Source organism: Ancylomarina sp. YFZ004 (assembly GCF_054254355.1).
Window position 1 is genome coordinate 28,628 of sequence record NZ_JBTCHQ010000016.1, and the last position, 18,915, is coordinate 47,542.

The following is an 18,915-nucleotide window of genomic DNA, read 5'->3' on the forward strand; positions in this document are numbered from 1 at the left end:
AAGTTAATTAATTCATATTCATTTTGTTTATTTTCTGATGCTTTTCTGAAGCTCGATCGGTAAAACTTCTTTTCTTAGGTCTGATTAAGACTCGTAAAGATTGATCGGAGGTGAAATAATTCCAAACCCAATTGATTAAGATGAAAAAGCGATTTTTAACACCTACAATAGCCATTAGATGAACAAACAGCCATAGAATCCATGCAAAAAAGCCTTGCATTTTGACACCTGGCAGATCAGCTACAGCCAAATTTTTACCAATTGTAGCAAGCGAACCCCTATCCTTATAATGGAAAGGCTTCATACTTTTATTAAGCAGATGGTTCTTTAAATTTTTAGCAAGATTACCTGCTTGTTGCAAACCAACTTGAGCGACCTGTGGATGTCCATTTTGAAAAACGCCCTCCTTTTGAATTGATAAATCTCCAATGGCATATACATGATTCAAGCCTGCCACTTTATTGAATAAGTCAACTCGAATTCGACCACCTCGAGAGGCTGCAATTTCAGAAATACCTTTAATCGGATTTGCAGTGACACCCGCAGCCCACACCAATGTATAGGAATGAAAGACTTCACCACTTTCAAGCTTAATTGTTAATCCATCATAGTCAGCTACACGAGCTTCAGTCTTCACAATTACACCCAACTTTTTTAAATAGGCTTCTGCTTTCTTAGATGCGACATCAGACATACCATTTAGTAATCGAGCCGATGCTTCGAACAAATACACATTCATCAAAGAAAAATCCAACTCTGGATAATCCTTAGGAAGAATTTCAGATTTCATTTCTGCTAAAGCTCCGGCCAATTCAACACCGGTAGGACCTCCACCAACCAAAACAATATTCATATAATTAGCAGCCTTTTCAGGATCTGATTCATTTAACGCCTTCTCATAATTTCTTAGAATCGAATTTCTAAGAAAAATTGCCTCAGAAACTGATTTCATTGGGATAGCAAATTGCTCTATATTTTTATTCCCAAAGTAATTGGTATCAACGCCAGTGGCCAAAACCAGATGATCGTATTTAAGTTTTCCTAAACTTGTAAAAATCTCCTGAATGTTTGGATTAACCTCTAATAGATCTGCCATTCGAAAATGGACATTCTGACGTTTCTGAAAAATTTTACGTAAAGGGAATGCAATAGAACTTGGTTCCAATCCAGAGGTTGCAACCTGATAAAATAGAGGTTGAAACTGATGGAAATTATTCCTGTCAATTAAGACTACCTGATAAGCTGTATTAGCCAATTGTCGAGCAAGTTTTAATCCTGCAAATCCGCCACCAATTATTACAACTCTTCTCTTCCCATTTTCAGGAATATTCTTAATTTTTTCCATTTTAAAATTATTAGAAAAACTGATCAGAATCCTTTAAATAATAAAAGACCTCTTTGTCTGATACAAAATAAAGAATAAATTCTCTAATAATCTAATTCGATGAAATTTTATATTTGTAGAATACAAAAAATCTCAGTTTTGAATAAGATCAAAACTGAGATTAATGACTTGATATTATAATTCTATATTATTTCTTTGAAGCAATAACTGACATCTCAACTAATAATTCTGGTCGTGCCATACGAGCTTCAACACAAGCTCGAGCTGGCTGGTGTCCATCCACTACCCAGGCATCCCAAACTTCATTCATTGCAGCAAAATCTTTCATATCGCGTACATAAATAGTAACGGATAAAATGTGTTTTTTATCTGATCCAGCTTTATCCAATAGCTCTTCTATTTTCTCAAGAGTTGTAGTCGTCTGTTCCTTGATATCAGTATTTGAATCTTTAGCGGTTTGTCCACATAAATATATCGTATTGTTGTGTTCTACGATACGGCTCATTCTCGGAGTTGAGTCTGTTCTTATTATAGTCATCTTGTTTATTGATTTAAGTTAATAGTTAGCTCGAAGATAATAAATCATCATTCAAGTAAACATTTATTGCTATCTTCATAAACAGTCAATTTTAGAAAATACAAAACCATGAAAATAATTACTTCTGTTCTAATCCTTTTTCTCGGATTTTCATCATGCGACGCCAGTAATAATGACACATTAAAGTGTGAAGTACAAAACCCTCTTGAAGATTTGGTTTGGCTTAAGGAATTTAAAGAATCTTTAAAGGATAGCGATGTGGTGAAAACAATTTACCAAGCTTCATACAAGAAAGAAACCGTTTTTTACGTAATGATTACCGACCCAAGAGTCAGATTAGCTTTTGGAGTTACACTTTTAGATTGTGAAGGGAAAGTCATTCGCGAATTCAAATCTGGCGAATATGAAGAATTCGACACTCAGGTATCAAACAAGATTGATCTATACAAACACATTCCACATAAAGATGAATGATTGTATCCGATTGAAAAGATTATTATTTGCCTAACACAACCAATCATGAATCACTAGCACATCGAAAACCAAGATTACTAGCTGACGAATCAATAGTATTGCTAGTTCTAGCTGCAACACGATAGCGATTACAATAAGAGTCATGACAAAGAAAAGACCCTCCTTTCATCAATTTCCGATTCATTGAGTCTGCAACTGGGCCTTTGGGGTTTATATTTCCTCCCTTTTGATTGGGGGCATTTGTCCACCAATCCTGACACCACTCCCAAACATTCCCAGACATATTATACAAGCCAAAACCATTGGGCAGATACTCGTCAACTGGAGCCGTTCCCAAGAAACCATCATCAAGACTGTTCGATATAGGAAATTCTCCTTGCCATATATTACATTTATGAACATCATTAGGCTTTAACACATCACCCCAAGGGTATAGCTTTTGTTCTAAACCTCCTCGAGCAGCATACTCCCACTCAGCCTCGGTAGGTATTCGTTTGCCTGCCCATTTACAATAAGCCAAAGCATCCTTATATGAAATATGAGCAACTGGATGATTCTCTCGACCCATAAGGTTTGAGTTGGGGCCTTCGGGCTTCTTCCAATATGCACCTTCTACTTGCAACCACCATTCCAATCCAGCTACACTTCGCCCCATTTGGAGCAACGATTGTGCTAATTGAGGAGGAAGAAGCAAATGAAAAACGAAAGACCAGCCATACTTCTGAGCATCCGTTATATATGAAGTTGCTTCAATAAAAGAAGCAAACTTAGAATTTGAAACGGCATATTTATCAATGTAGAAAGAATCTATCTCAATGTTTCGAATAGGTCCTTCAGCATCATCAACAAATGCTTTTTCAGAATCCGTTCCCATCAAAAATATTCCTCCGGGAATGCAAACCATATCATCCCAGTTTGTTTCTTTCAAAGGCTCAATTTCTTTTTCTTCAATAGGTTTATTAATTCCCACTCTCACTGACTGCGGCGTGCAGCAACATTTCATCTTCTTCATCGCATCTTATTAAGAGACTACAATGTCCGAATTTACAACAAAGAAAACAAGGAGCAAAAAAAAGCGCCATTCCTTGGAATGACGCTTCACTAATATATCAATATGAGTCTTACTTCATACTAGTAATACGATCTTCTAAAACTTTAACCTAAGAGTCGGCATCAGTCATTTTTAAAAAATCAATCTAAACATAAACAACTGATTATAATTAAGTTGTTGTAAACTTAAATAATGTTATATTAGTAATATTATTAATCTAAAAAAACCACAATGAAAAGATCTATTACGCTATTAAGCTTATTTTTAATGTTAACAACTGTATTTGTTGCATGCGACAAAGATGATGATTCAAACCCAACAGGATTAGCTGGAACATGGGAGATATCTAAAATCATCATCGATAAAATGGATAATAAAGATGTTAATTTTGAGATTACAAATGAAATGTTAAATCCCCTAGCCAAACAAAAAATTACATTCAATGCAGATGGAACTGTGAAATTTGGTTTTTTTACTGCAAAATGGGAACTTAAAGAAAATGACACAAAATTACTAATAACCTATCCTTCATTAGATGAGTATGAAGCAGATTCCGAAACTTTAAAAATTTCTATTCAGAACGACACTTTTATTATATCATCAGATGATATAGAATATACAAATTCTGATAAAGATGATGAAGGTGAATTTAGCTTTACTGAGCTTGACGAAAAATTCAAGACTAATATTAAAGATCAAGAATATATAGAAGTTTCTTCAGAAGAACATTTCTCAAGACAATAAAATTAAAAGGGACTATTGATTAAAAACAAAAAAGAGGGTGCCACATAGGCACCCTCTTCATATATATTAGAATGAGAATTACTTCATACTAGCAATACGATCTTCTAAAACCTTAATTTTAGATTCGGCATCAGCCATTTTCTTCTTCTCAATCTCGATTACTTTTGCAGGTGCGTTATTTACAAAACGCTCGTTGCTCATTTTCTTCTGAACTGACATTAAGAAACCTTGAGTATATTTCAACTCTTCGGCCATCTTCTTCAATTCTTCTTCAACATCAACAAGATCTCCAAGAGGAATAAAATACTCAATCGCATTTACAATGAATGACATGGCACCAGCCATATCACCATCTGCAGTTGTAATTTCCTTTAGGTTACACATTTTAGCAACTACACAGTCGAAAGAAGCATCGTAATTGTCTTCTTTTGCTTTGTAATTCATCTCTAAAACTTCCTTAAAGGCAATATTCTTCTGCTTACGAATGTTACGAACGCCAACAATCACTTCTTTCACCTGCTCAAATTTTGCTAATAAATTAGCATCATATGATTCTGGCTTAGGCATAACCGAAACCATGATACTCTCCTCTTCAGAGCGATCAGCAAATAATTGCCAGATTTCCTCTGTTAAGAAAGGCATGAATGGGTGCAACAACTGCATCAACTTCTCAAATAGAGCAACAGTTGAATCGAAAGTCTTCTTATCGATTGGTTGCTGGTAAGCTGGCTTCACCATTTCTAAATACCATGATGAGAATTCATCGCGGAATAAAGTATAAACAGTCATCAATGCTTCGCTGATACGATATTGATTGAATTGCTCATCCAATTGCTCCATTGTGTTGTTCAAACGCGCATGGAAAACTTCAGTTGCTATACGAGCATATTCTGGTTGCTCGATATCGGCAACTTCCCATCCTTTAACCAAACGGAATGCATTCCAAATCTTAGTCGTAAAGTTACGCCCTTGCTCTGGTAAGTTCTCGTTGAATAGCAAGTCTCCTCCGGCAGGAGAACACAATAGCATACCCACACGAACACCATCAGCACCATATTTCGCAATTAGATCTAATGGATCTGGTGAGTTACCTAACGATTTAGACATCTTACGGCCCTGCTCATCACGAACAATACCTGTCAGATAAACATTTTTAAATGGCTTTGCATCTTTATATTCATATCCTGCAATGACCATACGAGCAATCCAGAAGAATAGAATATCTGGTCCCGAAACAAGATCATTAGTAGGATAATAGTAATTAATTTCTTCGTTTTCTGGATTACGAATACCATCGAATACAGATAGAGGCCACAACCATGAAGAGAACCATGTATCTAACACATCCTCGTCCTGACGTAAATCTTCTGCTTGATATGTTTTTCCTGTTTTAGCCGTAGCTTCTACAAGAGCTTCTTCAATTGTTTTAGCAACAACATGACCACCTTCTGGCAAATAGTAAACTGGAATACGCTGTCCCCACCATAACTGACGAGAAATACACCAGTCCTTCACATTTTCCATCCAATGACGGTACGTGTTCTTGAACTTAGCTGGGTGCAATTGAATATCATCATTCATGACATGCTCCAAAGCTGGCTGCGCCAATTCCTTCATATTAAGGAACCACTGCATGCTCAACTTAGGCTCAATAACTGCATCGGTACGTTCAGAGAAACCTACTTTGTTCACATAATCTTCAGTCTTAACCATGTTACCAGCTTTCTCTAGATCTGGAAGAATCAAATCACGAACTTCGAAACGATCTTTCCCAACATAAAGCTGTGCAGCTTCACTCATGGTACCATTATCGTTAAAGATATCGATAGTCTCTAAATTATGACGATCACCAATTTCGTAGTCATGAATATCGTGAGCAGGTGTAATTTTTAATGCACCTGTACCGAATTCCATATCTACATATTCGTCCTCGATAATAGGAATAGAACGATTAACCAATGGTACGATACAACGCTTGCCTCTTAAATGAGCAAAACGTTCGTCATTTGGATTAATACAAACCGCTGTATCACCTAGAATAGTTTCAGGACGAGTCGTTGCAATGGTAATGTACTCATCGCTTCCTTCAACCTGATATCTTAAATAGTATAGTTTCGATTGTAATTCTTTGTGGATTACCTCTTCATCAGAAACAGCTGTTTGTGCAGATGGATCCCAATTTACCATACGAATACCACGATAAATTTTATCTTTCTTATATAGATCAATAAAAGTATCGATTACTGAATCGTAAAGACCTTCGTCCATAGTAAAAGCAGTACGATCCCAATCACAAGAAGCTCCTAATTTCTTAAGCTGCTCCAAAATGATGCCACCATGCTTTTCTTTCCATTCCCATGCATGCGCCATAAACTCTTCGCGAGTGATATCTGCTTTTGAAATACCTTCCTGCTTAAGTTTATTCACAACTTTTGCTTCTGTCGCAATAGATGCGTGATCGGTTCCAGGTACCCAACAAGCATTTTTCCCCTGTAATCTAGCTCTACGGACCAATACATCTTGAATCGTATTGTTCAACATATGCCCCATATGTAATACACCGGTGACGTTTGGTGGCGGTATTACGATTGTATACGCCTCTCTCTCGTCTGGTACAGAGTGGAAGAATCCTTTATCCATCCAATACTTATACCACTTGTCCTCCGATTCTACAGGATTGTACTTTGTTGGGATTTCCATTATTTATTGATTTACTGAGTTTTTAAATCCTAAACAGCTAAATTCTAATCAACTGTCTTTCAATCTAAGCAACTCATATTTAGATAATAATTGTTTGCGAAAAATTTGGCACGAAATTAAGAAATTCTGAGTTAAAAACCCTCGTTAAGTCATAGATTTTAAATAAAGTCGACACAAAATCAAGTCAGAAGATTACTGAAAGTGAAAAAAAGAAGAACTCCTTATACTATAATCTTATCAAATGAGATAAAACACGATCATATTTTAATTGACATAATAATTGAATGTCGATAACTAATTACAGAGTTTCAAAAACTAAATCCTTAAATATATCCTTAATTTAAAATTCGATTTACTTCAAAAATTTTATTTTTTAAATCCTTTACCAAAACTCTCTAAACAACAGTAATTATAATAATTACATCAATTTTTGCTACGCAAACGTTTTCGGATTAAAGATAAAGGCATCCGTAATTACACAAAAGCTCAACTATTTTCATATATTTAAGTATTAGTGTTGAAGAGCAGGTAAATAAGGCTTTTTTTTTATGCCAATCTGAATATATTTGTCTACAAATAAAGAAATATTTCTTCAATAAGAAACATCAAATTATTAGTTATATATACTTTGTCGTTTTAAGCTAAATTCGTTTGTTATTTTACTTTAAATTTTAGAAGCAAAACAGCATGAAGCATTTAAGCGACAATATTAAAATTTACACATATGAAAATAACGGTTGTAGGCGCGGGTAATGTAGGCGCTACTTGTGCAAATTGCATCGCTCAAAAAGAATTAGCAAACGAAGTAATATTATTGGATATCAAAGAAGGCGTTGCCGAAGGTAAAGCTCTTGATATGTGGCAAACTGCTCCAATCAATTATTACAATACTAAAGTAGTAGGTGTAACTAACGATTATACAGCTACTGCAGGTTCAGAAGTTGTTGTTATTACATCAGGACTTCCTCGTAAACCAGGAATGAGTCGTGATGACTTAATTTCTATCAATGCTGGAATCGTAAAATCGGTTACTGAAAACGTTGTGAAGCACTCTCCTGATGCAATCATCATCATTGTTTCTAATCCTTTAGATGTGATGTGTTACGCAGCTTATTTAGCAGCAAAAAAACCATCGACTAAAGTGTTTGGTATGGCTGGTGTACTTGATACCGCTCGTTACCGTGCATTTATTGCCGACGAATTGCAAGTTTCACCAAAAGATATTCAAGCTCTATTAATGGGTGGTCATGGTGATACTATGGTTCCACTTCCTCGTTATACTACTGTTGCTGGTATTCCTGTAACTGAGTTAATAGATGCTGATAAACTTGAGGCTATTATCGATAGAACTAAAAAAGGTGGTGGTGAGCTAGTAAACCTTATGGGAACTTCTGCTTGGTATGCTCCAGGTGCTGCAGCTGCTCAAATGGTAGAAGCTATTGTTCGTGACCAGAAAAGAATTTTCCCTGTTTGTACACTTCTTAACGGAGAATATGGCATGGAAGGCATCTATTTAGGTGTACCAGTTATTCTTGGTAAAAACGGTATCGAAAAAGTAATCGAAGTTAAATTGAACGATGCTGAAATGGAATTATTAAAAGGTTCTGCTGCCGCAGTTAAGTCGGTAATGAACGTTTTAGATGGAATGGATATCATCTAATTCTTATTCAACTACACAATATGAAAAGGCTTGACATTCGTGTCAGGCCTTTTTTTCTCATTATCCCATCCTAGAATAAGTGGACAATTAAATACTCTCAAATTATATTTAACAAGTATTAACCCTCCCTCCTAATTTATTAAACCTTCGATATATCTATATTAGCAGCTCATTTTCCCAAAACATCTGATGCGCTATATATTTATTCTTCTTTTTTCTCTAATATCAATCATCAGCACTGCTCAAAAAAACAGTAGTGTAAAAGGATGCGTATTTGATTCAAGCACACAAATCACAGTACCTGGAGCCAGCATTGTCATCACTAATCAGAGAGATTCTCTAGATAAAAGAGGAACTATATCAGATAGCAAGGGAGATTTCCTGATGAAAGTCAAACCGGGAGATTATCAGCTTTCAATTTCTTTTATCGGCTATAAAACCATACAGAAAACGATCCATCTCGACAAAACGTCAATAAATATTGGTCAATTAAATTTGATTGAAAACAAAAAAATGTTGAGTGAAATCAATATTGTTAAAACTCTACCCCCAACAAAGCAAAAAGGTGATACCACCCTATTCAATCCTGAGGCCTTTAAAGTAAATCCTGATGCTACAGCAGAAGAATTAATTGCAAAGATGCCCGGTTTTTACAGTCTTGATGGTAAGTTGACAGCACAAGGCCAGACGGTTAAAGAAGTTCTAGTCGATGGGAAAAAATTCTTTGGGAAAGATGTTAATCAAGCCCTGGAGACACTCCCTAGCGATATCATTAAAAAAATTGAAGTCTATGAATACAAAAGTGATAAAGCCAAGTTTTCAGGTTTTGAGGATAAGGAGAAAAGCAAAACGATAAACATTATTACCAAGCAGGAAAATAAGAACATGCGATTTGGTAGCATCGCAGCTGGTATTGGTAAAGAAGAAAAGTTTGCTCTAAAAGCTAAAGTCAATCAGTTTTCTGAAAATACTAGATTTACACTTGTTGGAAACTCAAAAAGTGTAAACGCTCCTCTTCACCTAAGTCGCAAAAGAGCATTTAGAAGATCGATTAGCGGCAATGAATTACAGCAAAACAATTTGGGTTTGAACTTTAATAACAGGGGTGTAAAAGAAAGCGAATTATCAGCTAACTACCGCTACTCAGAAAACGACACTAAAAATGAAAGCAGAAGTTTAAGCACCTATATCTCTTTTCCTCGTGAAGGTCATGAGTTATCTAAGAATAGCGTTTCGGATAACGATCAGGCAAGCCACAATATAAATATTGATTGGGATATAAGAAGCAATCCAAAAAATCAAATCATGCTGAGTTCAAATATATCAGCATCTGATTCAAAATCGAAAAACACCTCATTTTCTGAAACTCACAAATTAGATGAGTTCATCAATTCGAATAAGAATAAAACAGCATCGGACAACCAATCAACTGCCTTTAATCAGAATTTCATGTTCTCGAGAAGTTTAAATAAAGTGGGACGCTCGATATCTGTGCAAGCATCATACAATAAGGATGACAACAAGACCAATACTGATCAGAAATCTGAGATTAAAGGTCAAACTGATCAAGGCAATCAAAATATCGATCAGATATCAAATCAAAAAACAAATTCCAACAATTTTAGTTCTGGCATATCATTCAATGAAAAATTAAGTGATAAAAGTCGTTTGTCATGGGCTTACAACTATTCGAAAAATACGGAAAAAACGAAAAAAACGACTTACAATTTCGACACAAATACTGAGTCCTTTTCAAAGCTTGATACTCTTACATCAAACCAGTTTAAAAATTCAACAACTAACAACACCTCTCGAATATCTTACAACTATCGTAACGATAATCTAAGTTTCATGTTAGGGAGTGATTTTGAATACACCAATCTTAAAAACGATGAATCATTTCCAAATAAACGAGATCTAGAAAAAAATTACTTTACAATTTTGCCCTCTGCAAGTTTCTCCTACAATTTGAATGAAAATTCAATGTTCAATGTATACTACACAATGCGGACATCTAATCCTAGTGCTCAACAATTACAAGAGATCGTAAATGTGTCAAACCCTCTTTTTATATCAATGGGGAATTCAAATTTAAAGCAGACTCAAAACCATAATATCATGCTATTTTATAGATCTTCGAATATGGAGACTGGCCGTTTCACATCCCTAAGTATGAGTGTAAACAAAACAAACAAATCCATAAACAGGAGAACTATTGTCGCTGAAAATGACACCCTTATCAATGAAAAATACAAACTCCCAAAAGGGGGGCAATTCTCACAATCCATTAACCTTAATGGACAATACAATATTAGCGGTAGAATCACATATGGTATCCCTATCACGAAATTACAATCCAAATTAAACATCAACGCTTCGGCAAATTACATGCACAACCCAGCTTTGGTGAATGACAAAAAATCGTTTTCAAATTCATTAAACTTGAATCAAGGTTTTAAACTAAGTTCTAATATTAGTGAGAAACTAGATTTTACAGTTTCAAGTCGAACTCATTATTCTGTTTCTAAGAATACCAACCTTAAAACATCAAGTTCAAAATATTTCTCTCAAACCAATAGCTTAAGTCTATATTGGAATTTCATTAAGAGTTTTATTCTCAAAACAAACACCAGCTTTGAAAATAAAAATAACATCAGTACCAACACTATTGAAAACAACTGCTTGCTTGATATCGGTATTTCGAGCAAAGTGTTCAAAAATAAAAGAGGTGAAATTTCATTTGTCGCTTACGATATCTTAAATCAAACAAGCGAAAGAACACATCGAGTTAGAGATTTGTATACGACGGATAGCTATTCAAAGAAATTGAATAAATTCTACATGCTTAGCTTTACCTACAAAATTAGAAATGGGAATAAAGGCTAGGAAGTAATAAATGCTATATGAACAAGCGCAATGATTATGATATTATAAGTTAAAAATCATTTCAGTTGCTATCAGATTTTATTCATATAAATTTCAAAGAAGCGTTTAGATATTTAATAAAAAGCAAAATAGCCATATTCTTCCCTCTCATTCCTTATCTTTGATTTTCAAAAATTATAAAATCAAGGAAAGAACCCAAATGATTGATCAAGCTATCCGTATTCCCATTGAAATCATTGAGCTTGAAACTCAAAGTTTTCATCTTATCGTAAAATGCACTCTAAACGGAGAGCAAAGCGGTGATATGGTAATAGATACGGGTGCCTCAAAAACCGTTTTCGACAAAAACTTCGTACTCAACTACCAACACAAAGACCAGGACAAAGACGACTTGCAATCCTGTGGTTTAGGTGGTGAGGATATAGATTCTGATTTAGTTGAAATTACGAGTTTGAGTTTTGGTGATTTCACATCGGAGACTTTGAATGTTGTACTTATCGATTTGAATCATATTAATAAAATGTATGAGAAACATTGCCAACGCCAAATTTGTGGTTTATTGGGCAGTGATTTCTTACTTAATCATCAGGCCATAATCGATTATCAAAAAAGTCTCCTCATTTTAAGCAAAAAACAATAAAAACTATCTAAAGCAATGAGACTGAGCACAAAAATATAGTTCAATATAATTCGAAAAAAAATAATATATTTGTGCGTTAATTTGAGGTGAAAAATATAAAATATCACATAATAAGAATTTATTAAACCTAAACACATGCGAAATAAAGGAGCGATTAGACTTCTCGCTATTGTATTTGCCCTAGTGAGTGTCTATCAGTTGATGTTTACTTACCAAGTAAAAGACGTTGAGAAAGATGCTCGACTGTTTGGTGCAGGCGATATCAAGAAAGAGCAAACTTACCTGGATTCAATTCGAGGAGAAAAAGTATATAGTTTCTTAGGAATAAGAGATTATACTTACAAAGAGTGTAAAGAGCTTGAGATGAACTTAGGGCTTGACCTTAAGGGTGGGATGAACGTTACAATGGAGGTTTCTGTTGTTGACATCATCAAAGCAATGGCTAACAATAGCAAAGACGAAACTTTCGTTGCAGCTATTGCAAAAGCTAAGCAGATGCAAGCTGACTCTCAGAGTGACTTCGTAACGCTTTTCGGAAAAGCATTCAGCGAAATCAACCCAAGCGCTAAATTATCTTCTCCAGATATTTTCGGAACTCTAGAGTTAAAGGATCAGATTGCCTTTGGAGCTTCGAACGACGATGTTCTTAAGGTTCTTAAGACAGAGACAGAAGCGGCTATTGACAATACGTTCAATATCTTGCGTTCTCGTATCGACCGATTCGGTGTGGCACAACCTAACATTCAGAAAGCTGATGTGTCAGGTCGTATCATTATCGAACTGCCAGGTATTAAGGATGCTGCTCGTGTTCGTAAACTGCTACAAGGTACTGCAAGTCTTGAATTCTGGGAAACGTATACGTACAGCGAAATTGGCGGTGCTTTAAATGCAGTTAACACTAAGTTAGCTGAAATTAGTGCTCTTAGCGAAGTAATTGAAGCGACTCCTGAAGTTAAGAAGGTCGTTAAGGCTGACGAAGAGGTTGCTCTTTTAGATAAAATTGAAGGTGAGTCACAAGATTCATTAAGCAATGCTAAAGATCTAGCTAAGAAATACCCTTTATTCTCAGTTCTTAATCCTAACCAAGGTAGAGGCGGTTCTTCTCCAGCTGTTGTGGGTTACTCACACATTAAAGATACTGCTCGCGTTAATCGTATTTTCGAAATGCCAGCCGTTAAATCGGTTATTCCTCGTAATCTAAAGTTATTCTGGGGTGTTAAGGCTATCGACGATGGTGGAAATGTATTTGAACTTTATGCAATTAAAGTAACAAGTCGTGATGGCAAGGCTCCACTTGATGGTGACGTTGTAACTTCGGCTCGTGAAGAAATCGATCAGCAAACAGCGAGAGCTGAAGTATCGATGAGCATGAACGGTGAAGGTGCTAAAGTTTGGGCACGTTTAACTAAGGATAACCTACAGAGATCAATTGCTATTGTTCTTGACGGTTACGTTTATTCAGCTCCAACTGTACAAGCAGAAATTAAAGGTGGTTCGTCTTCTATTAGTGGTAACTTCACTATTGCTGAAGCGAAAGACCTTGCAAATATTCTTAAGTCAGGTAAGCTTCCTGCTCCTGCACACATTATTGCTGACGAAGTTGTTGGACCATCATTGGGACAAGAGTCAATTCAAAGAGGGATGTGGTCATTCATCATCGCCTTCTCATTGATCTTACTTTATATGTTCTTCTTCTATAGCAAAGGTGCTGGTCTTACAGCTAACATTGCTTTGATTACCAACTTATTCTTCATCTTCGGGGTATTAGCTTCATTGGGTGCTGTGTTAACTCTGCCTGGTATTGCGGGTATTGTCTTAACAATCGGTATGTCGGTTGATGCGAACGTACTTATTTTCGAGCGTATTCAAGAAGAGATGAAGTCTGGTAAAGGTTTAGCTTTAGCGATATCTGATGGTTACAAAAATGCTTATTCAGCGATTATTGATGGTAACTTAACGACTCTTTTAACTGGTATTATTCTTTACATTTTTGGTGAAGGTCCAATTAAAGGTTTCGCTACTACTCTTGTAATCGGTATTATCTCTTCATTATTTGCAGCGATTTTCATTACTCGTTTGTTCTTCGAAGGACGTCTTGAGCGCAAGAAAAACATTACTTTTACAACAAAACTTACTGATAACTGGTTGCGAAATACTGCAATTACATTTATCCAGAAAAGAAAAGTATTCTATATCATTTCTGCTGTAGCTATTCTAGCTTCAATTGGATCTTTATCCACTCGTGGATTAAATCAAGGTATCGACTTTACCGGTGGTAGAACTTACGTTGTAGCTTTCGATCAGCCAGTAGTTGTTGGAGAAATTGCAAAATCACTTGATGCTGTTTACGGACATGCTCCAGAGGTGAAAACATTCGGTGGTAATAGCCAAGTTAAGATTTCGACTAAGTACAAGATTGACGAAGAAGGAATTGATATTGATAATGAAGTAGAAGCTAAATTATTCGAAGGATTAAAAAAATATCTTCCAGCTGGAACGACTATGGAATCATTCCTTGAGAATAACCGTAAGATGTCTCAAAAAGTAGGTCCAACTATTGCCGATGATATTCGTCAGTCAGCAGTTTGGTCTATCTTATTTGCATTGATCGTGATCTTCCTTTATATCATGATTCGTTTCTCTAACTGGCAGTATGGTTTAGGTGCAGTTGCTGCACTTACTCACGATACAATTATTGTATTGGGTATATTCTCAATATTCAAAGGTTTCTTACCATTCTCATTAGAGATTGACCAAGCCTTTATTGCAGCAATTCTAACCGTAGTTGGTTATTCGATTAATGATACCGTGGTTGTATTTGACCGTATTCGTGAATACTTGGGATTACATCCTAAGCGCGATCCGGAAGAGGTTATTAACAGTGCATTGAACAGTACATTGCGTCGTACATTTAGTACTTCTCTTTCTACTTTAGTTGTATTGCTAGCGATCTTCCTTTTCGGTGGAACATCAATCCAAGGCTTTACTTTTGCATTAATTGTCGGTGTAGTAGTTGGTACATACTCTTCACTATTTATTGCAACGCCTATTGCTTATGATACAAAATTACGTATCCAGAAAGTAATTGCTAAAAAGAAATAAGACATATCATTCTTGATATATTTCATGCCCCGAGGATTTCCTCGGGGCATTTTTTATTCAAATGATTTCAGAATAGAATAATATTGCGAGCTACCCATTCTTAATTAGTTAATGGCTATACAAGAATCAATCACTTTTGGTATCTTTGAACAAACCTTAAATTGAAACATCATGTTATTATTTATAAGTGGACCTGAAATCATTATTGTTCTTCTCGTAGTAGTCATGCTTTTTGGTGCAAAAAAGATTCCGGAACTGGCAAAAGGACTAGGAAAAGGTATGAAAGAATTCAAGAAAGCGACCGACGATATTAAGAGAGAAATCAAAGATGAGTCTGAAATCATCGATAATCTAAAAGATTTCAAAGACGATATATCAAAGAAATTATAAGCCTGAATTAGTCATAAACAAAGGCTTAAACCTCATATCTAAAAAGGGAAAGGCAGAGGGTTTAAATTCTACTGCCTATTTTTATATTCAAACATCCCGCATCAATCTTTCAATTATATATGGATTATCTATATCTCATTATAGGCTTTGTCATTCTTTTATCGAGTGGTGATCTACTGGTAAAAGGGGGTGTTGCACTTTCTTCACATTTCAAAATATCTACACTTGTTGTTGGGGTCACCGTTATTTCTTTTGGAACATCAGCTCCAGAATTATTTGTGAGTTTAGGAGCTGCACTATCAGGTAGTCCTGATATTGCCATAGGGAATATCGTGGGATCAAATGTGTCCAATATTGCATTGGTTCTGGGATTCACAGCCATTCTCCTACCCTTACCTGTTAAGAGTAATTCAATCAAATTCGATTGGCCCGTTATGATGGGAGCCTCTCTCCTTTTCTTTGCCTTCGCACAAAATAACCTCATCGAAACCTGGGAAGGCATTTGCTTTCTAATCTTGCTAATTGGCTTTATGGTTTTCACTGTGATGAAATCACGTAACGCAAAGAAAGAAGAGTTTAAGACACCCAAACACACTATTTTCATGTCAGTCGTATTAATTGCACTGGCTTCAGTAGGTCTGTATTTTGGTGCCGATTTGTTGGTGGGTGCTGCCAAAAACATTGCTTTGGGTTATGGGGTTAGCGAACGTGTTATAGGACTAACACTGGTAGCTTTCGGGACCTCAGTTCCAGAACTGGCAACCTCAGCAATTGCAGCCTTAAAGAAAGAAATGGATATTTCTGTTGGTAATATTATTGGGTCAAACATCTTCAATATTTTCGGTGTTTTAGGAGTGACTTCAATTGTTAAAAATATTTTTGTTAGTGAGGATGCTCTTAATTTCGACTTAATTTGGATGCTCGCTATTTCTTTTCTCTTATTTTTGTTAATGTTACCATTAAAAAGAGCAAAGCTTCACCGTTGGAAAGGCCTTATTCTTATTTTAGTTTATTCTGCTTACGTCTTTTTTATTTTCAACAAATAATAAAACGAGAGCTTCAAATAGCCCATTTCTATGATTACAGCAAAACAATTAAAGAAAAGTTTTGGACAGGTTCATGTCCTAAAAGGATTAGACTTTAATGTTGATAAAGGTGAAATTGTTATTGTAGTTGGTGCAAGTGGGGCTGGAAAAACAACCTTACTACAAATCCTAGGAACCTTAGATCGTCCAGATTCAGGACAATTATTTTTTGATGGTGTCGATATTTCAAGCTTAAATGAAAAAGATCTTTCAGCATTCCGAAATAAGAATATCGGTTTTGTCTTTCAATTCCATCATCTTTTACCAGAGTTTACAGCATTAGAGAATGTTTGTATTCCTGCTTATATCGCTAAAAAGTCAAGACTAGAAGCAACAACAAAGGCTAAGGAACTTTTAAGCATGCTAGGTTTGGATCACCGTTTAGATCATAAACCATCCGAGTTATCGGGAGGTGAAAAGCAACGTGTTGCCATTGCTAGGGCTTTAGTCAACGATCCTATGGTTGTATTTGCCGATGAACCATCAGGTAACTTAGATTCTGTTACACGTCAAGAATTACACGAGATAATTGTAGACTTAAGAAACAAACTCAACCAAACCTTTGTTATCGTAACTCACGATTTGGAGATGGAACATATGGCTGATCGCAAGATTGTGATGACCGATGGCATGATTGATATTAGTGCCTAAAGTTCAAAACTCCCTGAATACTTATGAGTTCAAAACACAACTCATTAATTTTAAGTACTTCTAAATACTCAAGCCCATATACAATGAACCTTTCTAGTTCTGAACTCAAATCTTTTCTCGACGAAAAATATGATCTCTATAATCGAGAAACGTTCATTGAGACCGATCCCATTCAAATACCCAAAGCTTTTTCAAAAAAAGAGGATATTGAAATAGCAGCTTTTCTTGCTGCAACTATTGCTTGGGGTCAACGTCCCACCATTATCAGAAATGCAAAGAAACTCATGCAATGGATGGATGAAGCACCTCATGATTTCATCATGAATGCTGAGCAATCCGATCTTGATATTTTCGCAGAATTCAAACACCGAACATTCAATGGTGAAGATGCTATTTTCTTTATCAAAGCCCTACAGAACATCTATAAAAACCACAAAGGGCTTGAAGCCGTATTTTCCAATGCTACGGTAGATGGCTGTGATGCAAAAGATGCATTAGCCCATTTTAGAAAAATATTCTTCTCTATCGATCATCCTGAAAGAACAGAGAAACATGTTTCTAATGTTCTGAAAAAATCATCAGCCAAACGTCTGAATATGTTTTTACGATGGATGGTTCGAAATGATAAACGAAGTGTCGACTTTGGAATATGGAAAAAAATATCTCCAGCAGACTTATACTTGCCTTTGGATGTACATACAGGACGTGTAGGCAGAAAGCTAGGCCTTCTTAATCGCAAGCAAGATGATTGGCCAGCAGTAGATGAAATCACAAGATCACTTCGTCAGCTCGACCCTAATGATCCGGTAAAATATGACTTTGCTCTTTTTGGGCTAGGCATCTTCGAGAAATTTTAAACTAAGAAAAATAACATCACAATATTTCAAGCATTAAACTCATGGCTAATACCTATTTTCAATTCAAACAATTCAAAATAAACCAAGAAGGTTCTGCTATGAAAGTGGGAACCGATGGAGTTTTATTAGGTGCTTGGGCAGATGTTAGTGAAGCCGAATCCTTGCTTGACATTGGAACAGGAACAGGTCTAATTGCCATCATGTTGGCTCAACGAACAGGTCATAGTTCTAAGCTTGATGCCGTAGAAATCGATGCCTCATCTTATCAACAAGCTGTTAATAACTTTGAGGAATCACCTTGGTCAAATCGGATACAAATTTTTCATGCCTCATTTCAGGATTTTGTTCGTCAAAACTCAGAAAAATACGATCTTATTGTCAGTAACCCACCCTACTTTATCAACTCCCTTAAGGCAAAAAGTGAATCACGCACTCAAGCACGACATGCAGATGGCTTACCTTTCGAAGATTTAATTGAAGGAGCTAAAAATCTATTGAACCCGAAAGGGAAATTTTCAGTGATTCTGCCGGTGGCTGAAGGGGATTATTTTATTCGACTGGCACGTATTGCAGGTTTTAGCTTGAGCAAAAGAGTAGAAGTTCTCCCAAACCCAGGTAAACCTGCCAAGCGATTACTTATAGAATTAACTCTTACTAATTCAGATACCATTGAGACTCAACTTTGCGTGGAAAATGGACAGCGTCACGTTTATAGCCCTGAGTATATTAAGCTTTGTAAAGATTTCTATTTGAAATTCTAACCTGAAGAGCACATCACATTGAAGGCGAATT

The 18,915-nt window shown here is 35.9% G+C and carries 15 protein-coding genes; 11 read left to right on the top strand and 4 right to left on the bottom strand.

Annotated features, from left to right (window positions below):
- Positions 1 to 7: 7 nt before the first annotated feature.
- Both ACXR6G_RS18585 and ACXR6G_RS18590 read right to left on the bottom strand, forming a co-directional pair.
- Complete coding sequence (locus ACXR6G_RS18585) at positions 8 to 1,345, bottom strand: NAD(P)/FAD-dependent oxidoreductase (RefSeq protein ID WP_458362956.1); 1,338 nt, start codon at positions 1,343 to 1,345, stop codon at positions 8 to 10.
- Between the two features lie 187 nt (positions 1,346 to 1,532).
- Complete coding sequence (locus ACXR6G_RS18590) at positions 1,533 to 1,883, bottom strand: RidA family protein (RefSeq protein WP_458362957.1); 351 nt, start codon at positions 1,881 to 1,883, stop codon at positions 1,533 to 1,535.
- 108 nt (positions 1,884 to 1,991) lie between these two features.
- Here ACXR6G_RS18590 and ACXR6G_RS18595 point away from each other — a divergent pair, with 108 nt between their 5' ends.
- A complete protein-coding gene (locus ACXR6G_RS18595; protein ID WP_458362958.1) occupies positions 1,992 to 2,357 on the top strand; it encodes a hypothetical protein in 366 nt (121 codons plus the stop codon).
- A 43-nt stretch (positions 2,358 to 2,400) separates the two neighbouring features.
- Here ACXR6G_RS18595 and ACXR6G_RS18600 read toward each other — a convergent pair whose 3' ends face one another.
- On the bottom strand, positions 2,401 to 3,369 hold the full coding sequence (locus tag ACXR6G_RS18600; RefSeq protein WP_458362959.1) for a formylglycine-generating enzyme family protein: 969 nt from the start codon (positions 3,367 to 3,369) through the stop codon (positions 2,401 to 2,403).
- A gap of 270 nt (positions 3,370 to 3,639) precedes the next feature.
- Between ACXR6G_RS18600 and ACXR6G_RS18605 the strand changes: the two genes are divergently transcribed.
- On the top strand, positions 3,640 to 4,152 hold the full coding sequence (locus ACXR6G_RS18605; protein WP_458362960.1) for a lipocalin-like domain-containing protein: 513 nt from the start codon (positions 3,640 to 3,642) through the stop codon (positions 4,150 to 4,152).
- Positions 4,153 to 4,230: 78 nt separating this feature from the next.
- On the opposite strand, the gene ACXR6G_RS18610 is transcribed toward ACXR6G_RS18605, so the two are convergent.
- Positions 4,231 to 6,852 carry a valine--tRNA ligase gene (locus tag ACXR6G_RS18610; RefSeq protein ID WP_458362961.1) on the bottom strand — a complete coding sequence of 874 codons (2,622 nt, stop codon included), beginning with the start codon at positions 6,850 to 6,852 and terminating at the stop codon, positions 4,231 to 4,233.
- A 724-nt stretch (positions 6,853 to 7,576) separates the two neighbouring features.
- Between ACXR6G_RS18610 and mdh the strand changes: the two genes are divergently transcribed.
- From mdh to ACXR6G_RS18655, 9 genes are all read left to right on the top strand, one after another.
- A complete protein-coding gene (mdh, locus tag ACXR6G_RS18615) occupies positions 7,577 to 8,512 on the top strand; it encodes a malate dehydrogenase (protein ID WP_458362962.1) in 936 nt (311 codons plus the stop codon).
- 189 nt (positions 8,513 to 8,701) lie between these two features.
- On the top strand, positions 8,702 to 11,398 hold the full coding sequence (locus ACXR6G_RS18620) for a TonB-dependent receptor (protein ID WP_458362963.1): 2,697 nt from the start codon (positions 8,702 to 8,704) through the stop codon (positions 11,396 to 11,398).
- Positions 11,399 to 11,597: 199 nt separating this feature from the next.
- Complete coding sequence (locus ACXR6G_RS18625) at positions 11,598 to 12,038, top strand: aspartyl protease family protein (RefSeq protein WP_458362964.1); 441 nt, start codon at positions 11,598 to 11,600, stop codon at positions 12,036 to 12,038.
- Between the two features lie 135 nt (positions 12,039 to 12,173).
- Positions 12,174 to 15,140 (top strand): protein translocase subunit SecDF, encoded by a 2,967-nt coding sequence (secDF, locus tag ACXR6G_RS18630; protein WP_458362965.1) that lies wholly within the window; start codon positions 12,174 to 12,176, stop codon positions 15,138 to 15,140.
- Positions 15,141 to 15,311: 171 nt separating this feature from the next.
- Positions 15,312 to 15,530 (top strand): twin-arginine translocase TatA/TatE family subunit, encoded by a 219-nt coding sequence (gene tatA, locus ACXR6G_RS18635; protein ID WP_458362966.1) that lies wholly within the window; start codon positions 15,312 to 15,314, stop codon positions 15,528 to 15,530.
- Between the two features lie 119 nt (positions 15,531 to 15,649).
- On the top strand, positions 15,650 to 16,576 hold the full coding sequence (locus ACXR6G_RS18640) for a calcium/sodium antiporter (RefSeq protein ID WP_458362967.1): 927 nt from the start codon (positions 15,650 to 15,652) through the stop codon (positions 16,574 to 16,576).
- Between the two features lie 30 nt (positions 16,577 to 16,606).
- A complete protein-coding gene (locus tag ACXR6G_RS18645) occupies positions 16,607 to 17,266 on the top strand; it encodes an ABC transporter ATP-binding protein (RefSeq protein WP_458362968.1) in 660 nt (219 codons plus the stop codon).
- A 23-nt stretch (positions 17,267 to 17,289) separates the two neighbouring features.
- On the top strand, positions 17,290 to 18,123 hold the full coding sequence (locus ACXR6G_RS18650; protein WP_458362969.1) for a TIGR02757 family protein: 834 nt from the start codon (positions 17,290 to 17,292) through the stop codon (positions 18,121 to 18,123).
- A gap of 41 nt (positions 18,124 to 18,164) precedes the next feature.
- Entirely contained in the window at positions 18,165 to 18,884 is a 720-nt protein-coding gene (locus ACXR6G_RS18655) for a tRNA1(Val) (adenine(37)-N6)-methyltransferase (RefSeq protein WP_458362970.1), read from the top strand.
- Positions 18,885 to 18,915: the final 31 nt, after the last annotated feature.

Coding starts and splice junctions, on each gene's coding strand:
- ACXR6G_RS18585 (WP_458362956.1), bottom strand. CDS start 1,345: ATGGAAAAAATTAAGAATATTCCTGAAAATGGGAAGAGAAGAGTTGTA.
- ACXR6G_RS18590 (WP_458362957.1), bottom strand. CDS start 1,883: ATGACTATAATAAGAACAGACTCAACTCCGAGAATGAGCCGTATCGTA.
- ACXR6G_RS18595 (WP_458362958.1), top strand. CDS start 1,992: ATGAAAATAATTACTTCTGTTCTAATCCTTTTTCTCGGATTTTCATCA.
- ACXR6G_RS18600 (WP_458362959.1), bottom strand. CDS start 3,369: ATGAAGAAGATGAAATGTTGCTGCACGCCGCAGTCAGTGAGAGTGGGA.
- ACXR6G_RS18605 (WP_458362960.1), top strand. CDS start 3,640: ATGAAAAGATCTATTACGCTATTAAGCTTATTTTTAATGTTAACAACT.
- ACXR6G_RS18610 (WP_458362961.1), bottom strand. CDS start 6,852: ATGGAAATCCCAACAAAGTACAATCCTGTAGAATCGGAGGACAAGTGG.
- mdh (WP_458362962.1), top strand. CDS start 7,577: ATGAAAATAACGGTTGTAGGCGCGGGTAATGTAGGCGCTACTTGTGCA.
- ACXR6G_RS18620 (WP_458362963.1), top strand. CDS start 8,702: ATGCGCTATATATTTATTCTTCTTTTTTCTCTAATATCAATCATCAGC.
- ACXR6G_RS18625 (WP_458362964.1), top strand. CDS start 11,598: ATGATTGATCAAGCTATCCGTATTCCCATTGAAATCATTGAGCTTGAA.
- secDF (WP_458362965.1), top strand. CDS start 12,174: ATGCGAAATAAAGGAGCGATTAGACTTCTCGCTATTGTATTTGCCCTA.
- tatA (WP_458362966.1), top strand. CDS start 15,312: ATGTTATTATTTATAAGTGGACCTGAAATCATTATTGTTCTTCTCGTA.
- ACXR6G_RS18640 (WP_458362967.1), top strand. CDS start 15,650: ATGGATTATCTATATCTCATTATAGGCTTTGTCATTCTTTTATCGAGT.
- ACXR6G_RS18645 (WP_458362968.1), top strand. CDS start 16,607: ATGATTACAGCAAAACAATTAAAGAAAAGTTTTGGACAGGTTCATGTC.
- ACXR6G_RS18650 (WP_458362969.1), top strand. CDS start 17,290: ATGAGTTCAAAACACAACTCATTAATTTTAAGTACTTCTAAATACTCA.
- ACXR6G_RS18655 (WP_458362970.1), top strand. CDS start 18,165: ATGGCTAATACCTATTTTCAATTCAAACAATTCAAAATAAACCAAGAA.